Source organism: Halomonas sp. 18071143 (genome assembly GCF_019211725.1).
In the GTDB taxonomy this organism is placed as follows: Bacteria; Pseudomonadota; Gammaproteobacteria; order Pseudomonadales; family Halomonadaceae; genus Vreelandella; species Vreelandella stevensii.
The window spans coordinates 1,856,950-1,869,784 of record NZ_CP078120.1; the positions used below are offsets into that span (position 1 = coordinate 1,856,950).

Sequence of the window (12,835 nt, forward strand, 5' to 3'; positions counted from 1 at the left end):
TCGTTGACGTTCTCACTCATTGACGCTCTCACTACGTGACCTTTATGACCGCGACCTCCGAAGAGCATGCCGCGCTGCGCATTGCCTCAGGGCGAAAACCTTTTGTCGAGCCGCTGCGCCTGGGTGAGCGGCTGAAGCAGATCCGTTTGGCCAACCAATGGACGCTGGAAGATGTGAGCCAACGTACCGGCATTGCTCGTTCGACGCTGTCCAAGATCGAAAATGATCAGGTCTCGCCAACCTTTAGCGTGGTTCAGAAGCTGATCAGCGGTTTGAATATCGACCTGCCGCAGCTGTTTACGCCGCCCAAGCGTGAGCGCTACACCATGGGCCGTCGCGATCTTACCCGCAAAGGCAAAGGGCAGCTGCACCCCACCCCCACCTACGAGCACGAGCTACTGGGACACCAGTTGGCGCAAAAGCGCATGATCCCGTTCAAGACCATCGTGCGCGCCCGTAGCTTTGACGAATATCATCAGTGGGTGCGTCACGACGGCGAAGAGTTTCTGATGGTATTGCACGGCGATATCATGCTGTACACCGAGTTCTATGCCCCGTTGGTACTGGCAGAGGGTGACAGCATCTATTTCGATAGCGACATGGGCCACGCGCTGGTGTCGACCAGCCAGGACGATGCCGTGGTGCTCTCGGTTTGTACGCGAGGAGACCTGGTATAGCGCCTGCCATGATCAGCAGGCGCTCGTTCAAAGACAGTTGGTCGGCTTGGGCAAACCTGCAATCCGCGCAATACGTTTCGGCGGGCTGCCAGGAAAGAGCGTCATCAGATAGATCGAGCGCCCTTTTTCTGCCCCGAGTGCTTGTGTGGTGGCCTTGACCAACGGGCGCATCGCAGGTGCCATCTCGTAACGGGCATAGAAGTCTCGTACCACATGGATGATTTCCCAGTGTTCCGCTGTCAACGACATGCCTTCGTCGTTAGCCAGCCACTCCGCTACTTCTTCTGACCACTGGCCTTGCTCTACCAGATAGCCCTCAGGGTCGAGTTGGATTGTTTTAGCCGAATCAAGATAACGGTATAAATCTTCATTACTCATATCAATACCACGTCAAGATCTGCGGGTGCTGCTCGGTCAAGCTGACAAACATTGGCATATCCGCCAACGGCTTGTCAGATACATATCCACTCAACCCGCGGGCTACCACATCGTCATGCAGCGCCAGCACCTCCACGCCTTCCATGCACCAGCCCTGCCAGGCATCGTGCAGCACGGCCTGAACGGCGTCTTCGATGAGCAGTACCGTGTCACCCGGGGAAACGACCGCCAGCATCTGGTGTGCGGCGCTGTGCTCAGGTGGTTTGTTGACTATATGCAGCATCGTATGTCGCCCATTAAAAGGTGAGTACCTGTTCATGACGTGCCAGCAGCGCAGGTAGCTCCGCTGCTGGCAAGCACTTGACCCCTTCCAGCAGGTGATCAGGCGTCAGGCTCAGCTCGTCCAGCGCTTCTTGGGTCACCCACAGGTCGTTGATGTCGTACATTTCCAGCATGTTCATCGTTGGCAGCGTCGCTTTCTGGCCCGGCGCACCAGCCCTCTGCTCCTTGAGCAGCGCAAACACCCCCTGCCCCATGAATAGTAAACCCACCTCTTCACCAAATGCCGCCGCCACCAGGGCCACATCCAGCCCTTCACGCAAGGCGTTGGACGCATGGGGCCCATGACGAATGATCACCAGACGTTGAGAAGTGCTCATCAATGGCTCCTAGGCAAAGGTGATCAGGCGATCACACTGCTGCTGTAACGTTAAAAGCTGGCCAATCCCGGTCAGCGAGAACGGAGCCTCCAGGTTAGTCACGCTCTTGCCATGGCGTTTCGCCTCGGACTCATCGAGCAACCCCCGACGCAAGGCCGCAGCCACGCATACATCGAGCATCACGCCGTGGGTCTGGTGAAGGTCTATCCACGCCTCGCGCAGGTTGAGCTCATCCTGAGGCGGCGTCATCAACGACGACGCATTATGAACGCCGTCGCGGTAGAAGAACACACCGGCAACCCGATGACCACTCACAATGACCTGATGGGCAAAGCGCAGCGCTGAATGAGGAGCGGCACTTGAATACGGAGCGCCCATCACTAACAGGCCATACTGCATGGCTCACCTCTCGTTTTAGCGAAGCCAAAAAAACAGACCCTACTGGGTAGGGTCTGTTGGTACTTGCATGATGCTCTCATTCAGTGAGCATCCCTGCTACATCAATCGTTGCTCATGATGCCCAGAATGGACAGCAGGCTGATGAACAGGTTGTAGATCGATACGTAGAGAGTGACGGTCGCCAGAATGTAGTTGGTTTCGCCCGCCCGGTGAACGATCTCACTGGTTTGGTAGAGGATTGCCGCCGAAGCGAACAGCACAAAGCCCGCGGACACCATCAAGGAAAGCGCCGGAATGTTGAAGATCAGCCCGGCGACCATGGCCAACACCAGCACGATCGCGCCAGCCAGCAGGAAGTTGCCCAGGAAGCTAAAGTCTTTCTTGGTCGTCAGCGCAACGGCCGACAGACCAATGAACGTCAGCCCCGTCATGGCCAGCGCGTTCATGATCAGCGCGCCACCGTTGGGCAGTGTCAGGTAGGCCGAGATGATGGGGCCCAGCGTAAAGCCCATGAAACCGGTGAACGCGAAGGTTGCCAGCAGGCCCGCGGCTGAATTGGCAGTCTTGTGCACCAGGAACATCAGGCCGTAGGCGCCGATGAAGAACACGAAAATATTCAGCTGCTGAATACCCATGGCCACGGACACCCCTGCCATGACGGCAGAGAACAGTAGCGTCATCGCCAGCAGCGCGTAGGTGTTGCGCAGAACCTTGTTGGCACTGGCACCACTCACCGTGGTGGTCTGTGCTCTCGCCAGGTTGGAATCGTTAAAAGCCATTATCAGTGCTCCCTATATGGTCATACTCACAACGGACAAGAATGCCGTCCTCAGGTTCCAGACGCAAGTTTTTGTCTTTAAACGCAACGAGTGTCTTGCGCTGTCGCCTCGAGTGGCGATTCCACTATGCTGATATTTTCCAACGTACATTGGACACGACAATGCGCCACAAGATCCCAGTTATCATCTCTTCCGTGGGTTGTTTCGCCTTGGCGGCCACACGCTATGAGGTCGATGGTGTGGCCTTCAGCGTATTCGGCAGCGACCGCTATCACGAACGCGCCTACCAGCAGTCCTGGGCCACGTTTCAACAGTGGCTGGCAGAGATGCTTTAATCAGCACCCAAAAAACCACGGTCAACGAACAACCCTGACCCTTACACGGACGATTCGCTATCGCCCTCTTCGTCCCGATGCGGTGTCACCACGATAGAAGCAGACTGGCGGGCATCCTGAGCGCTGTAGAGACGCGCATCGATCACGTTCAGTACCGCCAACTGGGCAAACAGTACAGCGAAGCAGATAATCAGACCTTTCAACATGGCGGTATTCCTTAGGGGCTAACAGCCTGTTAGCATAATTTGGATGTTAGTCAAATGCTGAAAGAATGCAACGGCACCGAAAAAATAAAATGCCCCAGGCGCGTCAGAACTCTTCGGTATCGATATCCGCCTGCTGTGCATCGCTGTAACGGCTGCCTGCTACCGTCTCTGAGCCCATCATCTGGCGGAGGCTGACCAATACATCCGCATCGAGGCGAAGGTTCTCTGCCGCCAGGTTCTCACGCATGTGCTGGGTAGAACAGCTGCCCGGTATCGGTACGACGTTCTCCCCCTGTGCACAGACCCAGGCCAGCGCCAACTGGGCAGGCGTCCACCCTTGGCGTGCGGCCAGCGCCTTGAAATCAGCCAGTGCTTGTACATTCTGCACCAGGTTATCGCCCGTGAAGCGTGGCATGTTGGCCCGCATGTCGCCCTGAGGGAACGTCGTATGCGTGTCCATCGTTCCCGTCAGGAAGCCTCTGCCCAGGGGGCTGAAGGCTACCAACGTCACTCCAAGCGCTTCACAGGCCTGCTTGAGGGCAATTTCGGGGTTGCGGGTCCACAGCGAATACTCGGACTGAACGGCCGCAATGGGGTACTCGGCATGAGCCCTGCGTAACGTCGCTGCTGAAATCTCCGATAGCCCCACCGCGCCCAGCTTGCCCTCCTCTACCAGGCGCCCGAGCGCGCCCACGCTCTCTTCGATCGGCACCTGACGGTCAAGGCGATGCAAATAGTAGATATCGAGATGATCGGTTTTCAGGCGCGCCAAGCTCTCTTCACACTGTCTGCGCAAGGTAGCGGGACGACCGTCGATCACCCGCTGGCCGCGCTCCATGTCCATGGCCATTCCGCCTTTACTGGCCAGCAGCAGCGCGTGACGTTTGTTGGCCAGGGCGCTCCCCAGCAGCCGCTCGTTGGCCGTACCGCCATACAGCGTGGCGGTATCGAAATGGCGATATCCCATCTCGAAGGCTTCTTCCAGGGCACGGATGGCCTCGGCGTCCGATACGCGTTGGCCATACCCATGGGACAGGTTCATGCAGCCCAGGCCAATGCGGGGTGACCCGACCTCGTTCAAACGCTTCAGAAATCCAGACATGAATAACCTCGACTTGCCTATTCAGGTGATCAGGACACGGCGGCGTGTACGGCTATTTGTTCGGCGAGCCAGTGTGGCACGCGGTGTTCGAGATAATAGCGTGGCCGCCATGGCGTGCCTTCGATAAATCCCACATGACCCCCCTGTGCATGCAGCTCCAGCGTGACGCAAGACGCCCACTCACCGCTCGGCGGCACGCTATGAGGATAAACGAAAGGGTCATCCGACGAATGAATCACCAGCGTGGGTCTTGCGATGCGGCCAATGAAGTAAGCACTGCTGCAACGGCGATAATACTCGGCCGCACTGGCAAACCCATGCAAAGGCGCCGTCACGCGACCATCGAAGTCCCAGAAGGTGCGCATCCCCTCCAGACTTTGCAAAGCGCTCAAACGTGCCAACTCTTCCTCGCGGCCCTGGGCTTCGAACGCGTGACGCTTGTTCTCCACGTAGCGGCGCAGGTCACGCAGAAAGCGCGCCTGATACACCCTGGACGCCCCCTGGCTGATACGGTCGGCACAGTGGTCGAGCCGAAAGGGAACCGACACCGCCACAGCGGCCTGTAAAGGGCACTGCTCGCCGGTTTCTCCCAGGTACTTCAGCAACACATTGCCACCCAAGGAGTAACCGACGGCGGCCAGCGGTTTCTGCGGCGCCCGCCCTACCAGTTGGGCCACGATATCGGCCAGGTCTTCGCTGGCCCCGGAGTGATACCCTCGGGCTCGGTGATTCGGCTCACCGGAGCAGCCACGCCAGTTCACCGCAACGCTTTGCCAGCCCATGGCCGCCAAGGCCTGCTGCTGGCCAACGATATAGTGAGAAGAAGCACTGCCCGTCAGACCATGCAGCAACACAGCACAAGGCACCTGCGGCCCTTCAGGCCCATACCAATCCAGGTCGATGAAATCCCCATCCTGCAGGGTCAGGCGTTCACGGTGGCGCGACAGGGCCGCACGGCGACGTAACAGCGGGCTATAAACAGTTTGAAGATGGCCATTGACCAGCCAGCGGGACGGCTGAAACACAGGCAGGGCTCCTGTTACACGCTCAAGTAGCCGATAAGCTTAACAAACTTTCGGCAACCGTTGCCGATATGCGCTAGGGTTAACGTACCCATCATGACCAAGGAGAGGATTATGGAACGTTTTGCCGTCTACCGTGCAGTAAAGGAAGGTGCCGAAATCGACGACCAGCCCGAGTGGTGGGTGGTCGACACGAGGGATGAAAACGAACGCGACGGCGAGCTGGTTCGCCATCGAGGCGCCACCAAGCCCGAAGCCGACGATGTGGCCAATACTCTCAACGAGCAAACACACGACGAGCAGCCATAAGGCTACTCATCCACGTCGACCTTGCGCAAGTCTTTCACGGCCACGCCTTCCGGCAAATCGTCGGGCTGAGCAGCCAGCCACACGGGCGACAGGTCGCTATCCTCTCGCCCATCGTCATGACGATGCCCCGGTATTCGATAGACCACCCGCTCTCGGCGATGGTCCCAGGCAAATACTTTATCCATGGTGCGCTCCTGCGCAAGTGATACCTCGATCAAAACCCGCCTTGGCGGGTTTTGATGCGTCATGTCAGGCGCTTTCTCAAGGCCTTTCCCACAGCATGTCACCGGTGGGGCCATCCAGGCGCAGAACCTCGATACTCAACTGCGCATCGTCGCTGATCGACGGATTCCCCCATGCTCCGGTGCTATCCGGGGCCAGGCTCCACTCCAGCGTTTCACCGGGCTCGATGCCCCCGGAAATGGTATAGAAGAAGGTTTCATCCACCCAGGGCGTCGACCGCCCCGGGCTTTGCAGTACGCCTCGAAAATGGGCCTGTGCCACCGGTTCGCCCGTGTTGTTGGTCACTCGAAGTTCGATCACCGGCGTGCTGCCAGCCCCCCCTTCATCGCTTAACCGATACTCGGCACTTTCCACCACGAACCGGCTCAGCATTTCTTGAGCAATGGGCTCTTCCAGCTCATGGCCTTCCTTGTCTTTCTCGGGCAAGTCCCCTGACAGGGCCAGCACTTGCGGCCCACTCAACCCGTGCAAACTGCGCCGGGCCTCGGTCGCGAGGGCTTCCAGCTCGTCATCACGCAGTTCACTGAGCTGAACGATGGTCAGCCCCTGCTGGGAACGGCGCATCAGCAGCGTATTCACGGCCTCGTCGAAGCGTTCAGCCTCGCTGTCATCCAGTGAAGCGCGAATTTCATCGAGGGACCGGTCAAAGTATCGTGGGTTGGAAGCATCGATGGTCGGGTCTGCAAAAGCAACGCCCACCATCGCCATCGTCATCGCTACCGCTAATATCCGTTTCATAGAGTCACCATCCTGTTGGTCGATTTAACAACATAAGCTATCTGGTGGCGCTTTGGAAATAGCCCTTCGTGGGCGGATTGATCACTTGAAACTGCCCTTCGGGCCAGTGGCAGCCAGTGCTGTCCGCCAGTGATCGGGAAGGTGCATCGCTACGTGGGTGGCTTCGGTCTGCTTTTCCAGAAGGCTATACAACCGCCGCGGCCAGGATGTTCCAGGATTGATTACCACCATCAGGTGGCCAAGCATCACGAAATGGTTATAGATGTAACGGGCCTGTTCACCGGATGTTTCTGGATGCAAGAGAAGCGGCATCCTACGGATGTGGGGATATTTTTTCGAGAAGCGACGGTTCCATAAGCGTGCATGATGGGCACACACATTACGCAGCTGACTGAGGTTATGAAAAATGCCTTGGGCTATTTCGATGGTCGGTAGATCAAGCTGCTGAATCACTACCTTTTTAATTTCTGTAGGCATGGTGAGTTCAACCCACTGCGATAGCGCTCCAAATGTCAGTGTTTCCGCCATGATCCAGATAGGGGGCAATCCAGCCCCACGATACTTCTGGCGATAGTGCTTTACAAACGCCTCTTCATTGTCTTGTAGATCGTTGGCTGCTCTGGCCACCTGCTTGGCGTGTTTGTAAGGACAATGAAAGTACTGAGCATCCAAATACGCATGCGGTCCTTTTTGAAGAGCAAATGCATTCACCCATAACGAGCGCAGGGAGACTTCCACCCGCTCCAAGGCTTCAAGACAAATCAGACGTAACTCACGGTCAAATATATAATGCTGGAGCACATCATCAAACGAGGTACCTGCAACGAAACGGTGGGTACGCCCAACGTCAGCGAGCGCATTAGGCTCTTCAAAAGGCAACCAGTAAGCGCTTAAGCGGTAATAGCCAATATGCGTGAGGTAATGCTCGGCACGAGCGGTATCTGGCACATTCATGCCCCGCTTGCGGAGTAGCGACACTTGCTGCTCAATAGGGATAGGAGGCTTGTCATAGTACATTTTGGAAGCCCCAAAATAGTAACCCCCCGGTTTGAGCATCACCGCAGCGCGCTGCAGGATAGGCTTGGGGGGTGTTGTTGAAATCTATTATAGGCATGTTGCTCATCAGCAGCAAGATAAACCCCGCGTCGACAGGTACTGGTTAATCGACAAGGCCCACCTGATACATATCCATGGTATCAAGCAGGCAGGCGCCCTGACGATAGCGTCCCTTTAAGTAGCGCTGGCAACGAATACAGATGGAGATAAATACATTCTCGGCCAAATCACACGCATAAAAAAAGCCCCTGACGAATCAGGAGCTTTTTCAAATAAGTGGCGGAGGGACAGGGATTCGAACCCTGGATAGGCTATTAACCTATGCCGGTTTTCAAGACCGGTGCATTCAACCGCTCTGCCATCCCTCCGGCTTATGGGTGCGTATAATAACAGCTTTCCCTTGGAAGTCAACGCCTTTTGAATCAATTAGTAGAGTCTTAAGCCTACCCGGGTAATGTCGCCGCCTTCCATCTCGCTGACCACCCAGTGAATGCCGTGCCAGTCCACGTCGTCCCCTACCACTGGGTGGCCGCCTACCCGCAGGGAGACGAACTCGGCCAGGGTCATCTCCTGCTCGCCGGGGCTCAGGGTCAGGCCGTAGGCCTGGGCGATGTCTTGCATCTGAGCGGTGCCGTCCAGGGTAAAGGTACCGAAGAACGCCCGCTCCTGCTTGAGCTTGGCATCGCCATTGAACAAGCGATTCAGGGCCACCAGGTCTTCACTGCGACCAATCACGCAGATCACATCGCCCAGCTTCAGTCGGGTGCTGCCTTTGGGGTGGAGCATGACGTGGTTGCGGAACAGCGACGAGATCAAGGCGCCCGATGGAAACCGCAGCAGCCGGATAGGCACATCGTCCAGGTCCTGGTTTTCCACCGTGTAGACGAACATTTCAAAATCGTTTTCCGGCAGGATGCCCAGCGGGCCGCGCCGATTGGGCGTGGTGCCCACGGGCACCTGCACCTTCAACCAGCGGGCCACCAGGTTGAGCGAACCGCCTTGAATCAGTAGCGACATCAGCACCACGGCGAAGGCCACGTTAAAGTAAAGCGAGGCATTTTCGACGCCGCCAATGACCGGGAAAATGGCCAGCACGATGGGCACGGCACCCCGCAAGCCTACCCAGGCAATAAAGAAGGTCTCGCGCCAGCGGAACTTGAAGAACGGCTTGATGGTGATCAGCACCGCCAGCGGCCGCGCGACAAAGATCAATGCCAACGCCACTAAACTGGCTGGCAGCGCGACTTCCCAGAGCTGGCTGGGTGCTACCAGCAGGCCGAGCACCAGGAACAGGCCAATCTGGCTTAACCAGGCCAGCCCGTCATGCACCGGTAGAATGAAGTTGAGGTGCCTGCCTGGCTGATTGCCGATCATCAACCCGGCCAGGTAAATGGCCAGGAAGCCACTGCCGCCCAGCACGCTGGTAAGACCAAAGACACTGAACCCCAGGGCAAGCGCCAGCATGGAGTAGAGGCCTGGCGCCAGGTCCAGCCAGCGCAACAACTTGGCGCTACCCCAGCCGCCTGCCACGCCCACCAGCAGGCCGATGCCGAACTGAGAAACGAAAAACAGCAGCGTCTCGCTAATGCCGCCAATATCCCCCACCAGCATCTCGACCAGCATCAGCGTCAGGAAAATCGCCATCGGGTCGTTGGTGCCTGATTCGATCTCCAGCGTTGCCCCAACCCGCTCGTTCAGGTTCACCCCACGGCCACTGAGCATCGAGAACACGGCCGCCGCGTCGGTGGAGCCGACGATGGCCCCCACCAGCAGCCCCTGAATCAAGGTGAGGTCGAAGACCCACATGGCGATAACGCCCACGATGGCGCTGGTGATGAACACCCCCAGCGTTGCGAGCGAAAGGGCTGGACGAAACCCCACGCGAAACGTCTTGAGTCGTGTACGTAACCCACCATCCAGCAGAATCATGGCCAGCGCCAGATGGCCGATGGTAAAGGCCATGGAGTAGTCATCGAACTCGAGACCCAATAAGCCCTCCTCTCCGGCCAGCATTCCCAGCCCCAGGAAGATCAGCAGTAGCGGCACGCCCATCATGGAGGACAAGCGGCTCGCCAGAATGCTGAGCGCCATGAGGGAACCGCCTACCAGAAAGAAGGTATAAATTGCGTCCATGAGTCTCCGTCTCTACATCAATGCCGTTCTATTATTGCATGCCCAAGCGGATTTTACTGGGCGAGTTGGCCAGATGGCCCCAGGGCTAGCCAGAGACTTCCCCAGACAGCTAAACTCCGCCGTCGTACCCTCTGGAGTTCAGGTTATGTTGAACGCATTATTGCGTGCCCGTTCCATACTTACCCTAGTCTTAGCGTTTTTTTTATTATTTTCAATTTCAGCCACTTACGCAAATGATACAGAAACACCCGACACTCGCCCCGCCCCCTTGCAGCTTGAAAGTGATCTGGTGCTGCCTGAAGGGCTGTGGCCAAGCACTCCACCCCCCGAGGTAGAAGCGGCGCCCGTCGGAAGCGACAAGCCTGAGACATCTTCCCCGGAACAAGCATCCAGTGAAGACGATGCTCCCAGTATGGCGCTGGTACCACCGCCTCCTCTGGACCCACCGCCCATGAAGCACCTGAGCCTGATGCTCGATTGGTACTTGAGCCCCCAGCACGCCCCCCTGATCGTTGCCAGGGAGCGCGGGCTATTTGCCCTACAAGGGCTGGAGGTGGAACTACAGACGCCCGCCGACCCGGCTATCGCCATCAAGCTGCTGGCGGCCGGCGAGGTAGACCTGGCACTCTCACGCCAGCCGCTGCTGCACCTGAATGTGCATGATGGCGCCCCCATCGTGCGGATTGCCACGCTGGTCGAAACCCCGTTGAATGCCGTGATCGTGGCAGGCACCGCCACTTCGCCCGACCCCCTCCAGGGATTGGGCAGAGTCCACTATGGCTTCTCGACCCGCGAAGGGCGCGACCTACTGGCGGAACCGCTGGTGCCCCTGTCCCTGCGGCAAATCGATGAGTTCTCGCCCGCCGAAAACGTCCACTTCGATGCGGCCGGCGCTCTGCGCGAGGGGCGCGTCGACGCCATTGCCGACGGTTTTTATCTAACTCTGCCGGAAGAGCTGGCTTCAGATGGCATCGTGACCCACACGGTGCGTTACCAGGCGCTCGACATTCCCCGCCATGATGGCCTGATCCTGCTGGCCAACAGCGATTCTGTCGCGCGGCGCGCGGCCACCTGGTCGCGCCTGGTGACGGCCCTGGAAGAGGCCAGCAACTGGATCGTCGACCACCCCGACGAGGCCTGGCAACTGGTGATTAACACTCAGCCAGTGCTCGACAACCCGGTCAACCAGGGCGCCTGGGCAAATATCGTGCGCCGCTTGGCGCTGAGCCCGGCCGCCCTGGATGAGCGTCGTTACAGCGCCTTCGAACGTTACCTGCTGGCCTCCGGCACGATAGAGGCCACGCTGCCTGCCTCGCGGCTGGCACTCAATCCGCATACCCTGGCCGAGCCATAAGCGCGCCCAGGCGGGAGCCGCATGAACGATACGCCACTGATTTTCATCGATATAGAAACCACCGGCACACGCGCTACCCGTGACCGCATCACGGAAATTGCCGCCTTGAAAATGGTGGGCGGTCACGTCGTGGAGCGCTGGGTAAGCCTGATTCAGCCCACAACGGGAGTACCTGTCCATATCAGCCGACTGACAGGGATCGACGATGCAATGCTCAAGGATGCGCCCACCTTTGCTTGCATTGCCGAGGAGCTCAACGGATGGCTGGGGCGTGACACGCTGGTGGCGCACAACGCCCGCTTCGATGCAGGCTTTCTACGCAACGAGTTCAAACGCGCCGGGATTGCTTACCGCCCCAGGGTAATCTGCACTCTACGCCTTGCCCGGCGACTGGCACCGCAGCTGCCCAAGCACAATCTGACGGCATTACTGGCCCATTACGACGTACCCAGAACCAACGCCCACCGAGCCGAAGAGGATGCGCAAGCCCTGTGGGGCCTTTGGCAAACCTGGCAACAGCGGTTCGATACGCCCACCTGGCAGGCGGCGTTGGCTGACGAGCAGCGTTACCGCAGCCTGCCCGCACACCTTCCCAGCGAGCAGCTGGCGGGGCTGCCAGAAGCACCGGGCGTCTACCTGTTTTATGGGCACAACCGCCTGCCACTCTATGTGGGAAAGAGCGTCAACCTGCGCTTGCGGGTGCTCGACCACTTCCAGCGTGATCATCAGGATGACAAGGAGATGCGCTTGGCCCAGCAGATCCAGCACGTGGAATGGGAGGAAACGGCCGGTGACCTGAGCGCCCAACTGCGCGAAGCACAGCTGGTCAAGCAGTTGATGCCCATCATGAACCGCCAGCTACGCCGCCAGGGCAAGCTACACACCTGGTACTGGCCGGACGATGCGGCGCAGCCCACGCTGGCCAATGGCAAGCTGCTGGGGCAACCGCAGCCGGGCAAGCTGTTTGGCCTGTTCCGCAGCGCCAAGGAAGCCAAAGAGGCACTGCGCCACTTGGCCGAAGCGCATCAGCTCTGCCCGCAGGTATTGGGGCTGGAAAAGGGCAAGGGCCGCTGTTTTGCCCACCAGCTGGGGCGATGCCGGGGGGCGTGTTGCGGCGAAGAAACACGCGAGGCACACTCGCTGCGTGCCCAGCAGGCGCTGGCGGGCCTGCAGATCAGCGCCTGGCCGTGGCCAGGCCGTATCATTCTCCGCGAGCAGAGCCGCCCAACGGGCCCGGCGGCCTATCACTTGATCGATCACTGGTGCTATCTGGGCAGCGCCTCATCGCGGCAGGCTGCGCTGGCGTTGAAAACACCTGCCGGGCAGTTCGACATGGATACCTACCGCATTCTCAACCGCTTCATCCGCGACGCCGATCAGCACGGGCTGTCGATCGAGCCGCTGGGTTGAGTGGCTGGATTGGTGGTTGGATTGAGTGGGCTAGC

The 12,835-nt window shown here is 58.6% G+C and carries 17 protein-coding genes and 1 tRNA gene; 5 read left to right on the top strand and 13 right to left on the bottom strand.

Going from position 1 to position 12,835, the window contains the following annotated elements; translation table 11 throughout:
• Positions 1 to 44: 44 nt before the first annotated feature.
• Positions 45 to 677, top strand: a complete 633-nt coding sequence (locus KVY02_RS08630; RefSeq protein ID WP_016913860.1) for a helix-turn-helix domain-containing protein — start codon at positions 45 to 47, stop codon at positions 675 to 677.
• 27 nt (positions 678 to 704) lie between these two features.
• Here KVY02_RS08630 and KVY02_RS08635 read toward each other — a convergent pair whose 3' ends face one another.
• The 5 genes from KVY02_RS08635 to KVY02_RS08655 form a co-directional block, all read right to left on the bottom strand.
• Positions 705 to 1,055 (bottom strand): TusE/DsrC/DsvC family sulfur relay protein, encoded by a 351-nt coding sequence (locus KVY02_RS08635; protein ID WP_096922980.1) that lies wholly within the window; start codon positions 1,053 to 1,055, stop codon positions 705 to 707.
• A 1-nt stretch (position 1,056) separates the two neighbouring features.
• Positions 1,057 to 1,338 (bottom strand): sulfurtransferase complex subunit TusB, encoded by a 282-nt coding sequence (gene tusB, locus KVY02_RS08640; RefSeq protein ID WP_218314980.1) that lies wholly within the window; start codon positions 1,336 to 1,338, stop codon positions 1,057 to 1,059.
• Positions 1,339 to 1,351: 13 nt separating this feature from the next.
• Positions 1,352 to 1,714 (bottom strand): sulfurtransferase complex subunit TusC, encoded by a 363-nt coding sequence (gene tusC / locus KVY02_RS08645; RefSeq protein ID WP_218314981.1) that lies wholly within the window; start codon positions 1,712 to 1,714, stop codon positions 1,352 to 1,354.
• A gap of 9 nt (positions 1,715 to 1,723) precedes the next feature.
• Positions 1,724 to 2,113, bottom strand: coding sequence for a sulfurtransferase complex subunit TusD (tusD, locus tag KVY02_RS08650; protein ID WP_218314982.1), 390 nt, complete (start codon positions 2,111 to 2,113; stop codon positions 1,724 to 1,726).
• A gap of 101 nt (positions 2,114 to 2,214) precedes the next feature.
• Positions 2,215 to 2,892: a Bax inhibitor-1/YccA family protein gene (locus KVY02_RS08655; protein ID WP_039177898.1), complete on the bottom strand. Its 678-nt coding sequence runs from the start codon at positions 2,890 to 2,892 to the stop codon at positions 2,215 to 2,217.
• Positions 2,893 to 3,053: 161 nt separating this feature from the next.
• Here KVY02_RS08655 and KVY02_RS18325 point away from each other — a divergent pair, with 161 nt between their 5' ends.
• Positions 3,054 to 3,227 carry a hypothetical protein gene (locus tag KVY02_RS18325; RefSeq protein WP_249273152.1) on the top strand — a complete coding sequence of 58 codons (174 nt, stop codon included), beginning with the start codon at positions 3,054 to 3,056 and terminating at the stop codon, positions 3,225 to 3,227.
• A gap of 41 nt (positions 3,228 to 3,268) precedes the next feature.
• Here KVY02_RS18325 and KVY02_RS08665 read toward each other — a convergent pair whose 3' ends face one another.
• From KVY02_RS08665 to KVY02_RS08675, 3 genes are all read right to left on the bottom strand, one after another.
• Positions 3,269 to 3,433, bottom strand: a complete 165-nt coding sequence (locus tag KVY02_RS08665) for a hypothetical protein (protein WP_170919415.1) — start codon at positions 3,431 to 3,433, stop codon at positions 3,269 to 3,271.
• A 103-nt stretch (positions 3,434 to 3,536) separates the two neighbouring features.
• Positions 3,537 to 4,535 carry an aldo/keto reductase gene (locus KVY02_RS08670; protein WP_218314983.1) on the bottom strand — a complete coding sequence of 333 codons (999 nt, stop codon included), beginning with the start codon at positions 4,533 to 4,535 and terminating at the stop codon, positions 3,537 to 3,539.
• A gap of 29 nt (positions 4,536 to 4,564) precedes the next feature.
• Positions 4,565 to 5,560, bottom strand: coding sequence for a hydrolase (locus KVY02_RS08675; RefSeq protein ID WP_100730693.1), 996 nt, complete (start codon positions 5,558 to 5,560; stop codon positions 4,565 to 4,567).
• Between the two features lie 111 nt (positions 5,561 to 5,671).
• Between KVY02_RS08675 and KVY02_RS08680 the strand changes: the two genes are divergently transcribed.
• A complete protein-coding gene (locus tag KVY02_RS08680; protein WP_016913870.1) occupies positions 5,672 to 5,866 on the top strand; it encodes a hypothetical protein in 195 nt (64 codons plus the stop codon).
• Between the two features lie 2 nt (positions 5,867 to 5,868).
• Here the strand turns inward: KVY02_RS08680 and KVY02_RS08685 are convergent, their stop codons facing one another.
• From KVY02_RS08685 to KVY02_RS08705, 5 genes are all read right to left on the bottom strand, one after another.
• On the bottom strand, positions 5,869 to 6,051 hold the full coding sequence (locus KVY02_RS08685) for a hypothetical protein (RefSeq protein WP_081135673.1): 183 nt from the start codon (positions 6,049 to 6,051) through the stop codon (positions 5,869 to 5,871).
• A 76-nt stretch (positions 6,052 to 6,127) separates the two neighbouring features.
• Positions 6,128 to 6,847: a DUF6694 family lipoprotein gene (locus KVY02_RS08690; RefSeq protein ID WP_157808938.1), complete on the bottom strand. Its 720-nt coding sequence runs from the start codon at positions 6,845 to 6,847 to the stop codon at positions 6,128 to 6,130.
• Between the two features lie 81 nt (positions 6,848 to 6,928).
• Complete coding sequence (locus KVY02_RS08695) at positions 6,929 to 7,864, bottom strand: Abi family protein (protein WP_157808939.1); 936 nt, start codon at positions 7,862 to 7,864, stop codon at positions 6,929 to 6,931.
• Between the two features lie 316 nt (positions 7,865 to 8,180).
• Positions 8,181 to 8,271: transfer RNA gene (locus tag KVY02_RS08700), tRNA-Ser, on the bottom strand.
• 58 nt (positions 8,272 to 8,329) lie between these two features.
• Positions 8,330 to 10,036 carry a potassium/proton antiporter gene (locus tag KVY02_RS08705; protein WP_100730696.1) on the bottom strand — a complete coding sequence of 569 codons (1,707 nt, stop codon included), beginning with the start codon at positions 10,034 to 10,036 and terminating at the stop codon, positions 8,330 to 8,332.
• Positions 10,037 to 10,304: 268 nt separating this feature from the next.
• Between KVY02_RS08705 and KVY02_RS08710 the strand changes: the two genes are divergently transcribed.
• Both KVY02_RS08710 and KVY02_RS08715 read left to right on the top strand, forming a co-directional pair.
• Positions 10,305 to 11,390 (top strand): ABC transporter substrate-binding protein, encoded by a 1,086-nt coding sequence (locus KVY02_RS08710; protein WP_371317410.1) that lies wholly within the window; start codon positions 10,305 to 10,307, stop codon positions 11,388 to 11,390.
• Between the two features lie 21 nt (positions 11,391 to 11,411).
• Entirely contained in the window at positions 11,412 to 12,800 is a 1,389-nt protein-coding gene (locus KVY02_RS08715) for a 3'-5' exonuclease family protein (protein WP_218314985.1), read from the top strand.
• Positions 12,801 to 12,835 lie beyond the last annotated feature (35 nt).

Excerpts from the sequence above, each read along its gene's own strand:
- KVY02_RS08630 (WP_016913860.1), top strand. The coding sequence starts at position 45 with ATGACCGCGACCTCCGAAGAGCATGCCGCGCTGCGCATTGCCTCAGGG.
- KVY02_RS08635 (WP_096922980.1), bottom strand. The coding sequence starts at position 1,055 with ATGAGTAATGAAGATTTATACCGTTATCTTGATTCGGCTAAAACAATC.
- tusB (WP_218314980.1), bottom strand. The coding sequence starts at position 1,338 with ATGCTGCATATAGTCAACAAACCACCTGAGCACAGCGCCGCACACCAG.
- tusC (WP_218314981.1), bottom strand. The coding sequence starts at position 1,714 with ATGAGCACTTCTCAACGTCTGGTGATCATTCGTCATGGGCCCCATGCG.
- tusD (WP_218314982.1), bottom strand. The coding sequence starts at position 2,113 with ATGCAGTATGGCCTGTTAGTGATGGGCGCTCCGTATTCAAGTGCCGCT.
- KVY02_RS08655 (WP_039177898.1), bottom strand. The coding sequence starts at position 2,892 with ATGGCTTTTAACGATTCCAACCTGGCGAGAGCACAGACCACCACGGTG.
- KVY02_RS18325 (WP_249273152.1), top strand. The coding sequence starts at position 3,054 with ATGCGCCACAAGATCCCAGTTATCATCTCTTCCGTGGGTTGTTTCGCC.
- KVY02_RS08665 (WP_170919415.1), bottom strand. The coding sequence starts at position 3,433 with ATGTTGAAAGGTCTGATTATCTGCTTCGCTGTACTGTTTGCCCAGTTG.
- KVY02_RS08670 (WP_218314983.1), bottom strand. The coding sequence starts at position 4,535 with ATGTCTGGATTTCTGAAGCGTTTGAACGAGGTCGGGTCACCCCGCATT.
- KVY02_RS08680 (WP_016913870.1), top strand. The coding sequence starts at position 5,672 with ATGGAACGTTTTGCCGTCTACCGTGCAGTAAAGGAAGGTGCCGAAATC.
- KVY02_RS08685 (WP_081135673.1), bottom strand. The coding sequence starts at position 6,051 with ATGGATAAAGTATTTGCCTGGGACCATCGCCGAGAGCGGGTGGTCTAT.
- KVY02_RS08690 (WP_157808938.1), bottom strand. The coding sequence starts at position 6,847 with ATGAAACGGATATTAGCGGTAGCGATGACGATGGCGATGGTGGGCGTT.
- KVY02_RS08695 (WP_157808939.1), bottom strand. The coding sequence starts at position 7,864 with ATGTACTATGACAAGCCTCCTATCCCTATTGAGCAGCAAGTGTCGCTA.
- KVY02_RS08705 (WP_100730696.1), bottom strand. The coding sequence starts at position 10,036 with ATGGACGCAATTTATACCTTCTTTCTGGTAGGCGGTTCCCTCATGGCG.
- KVY02_RS08715 (WP_218314985.1), top strand. The coding sequence starts at position 11,412 with ATGAACGATACGCCACTGATTTTCATCGATATAGAAACCACCGGCACA.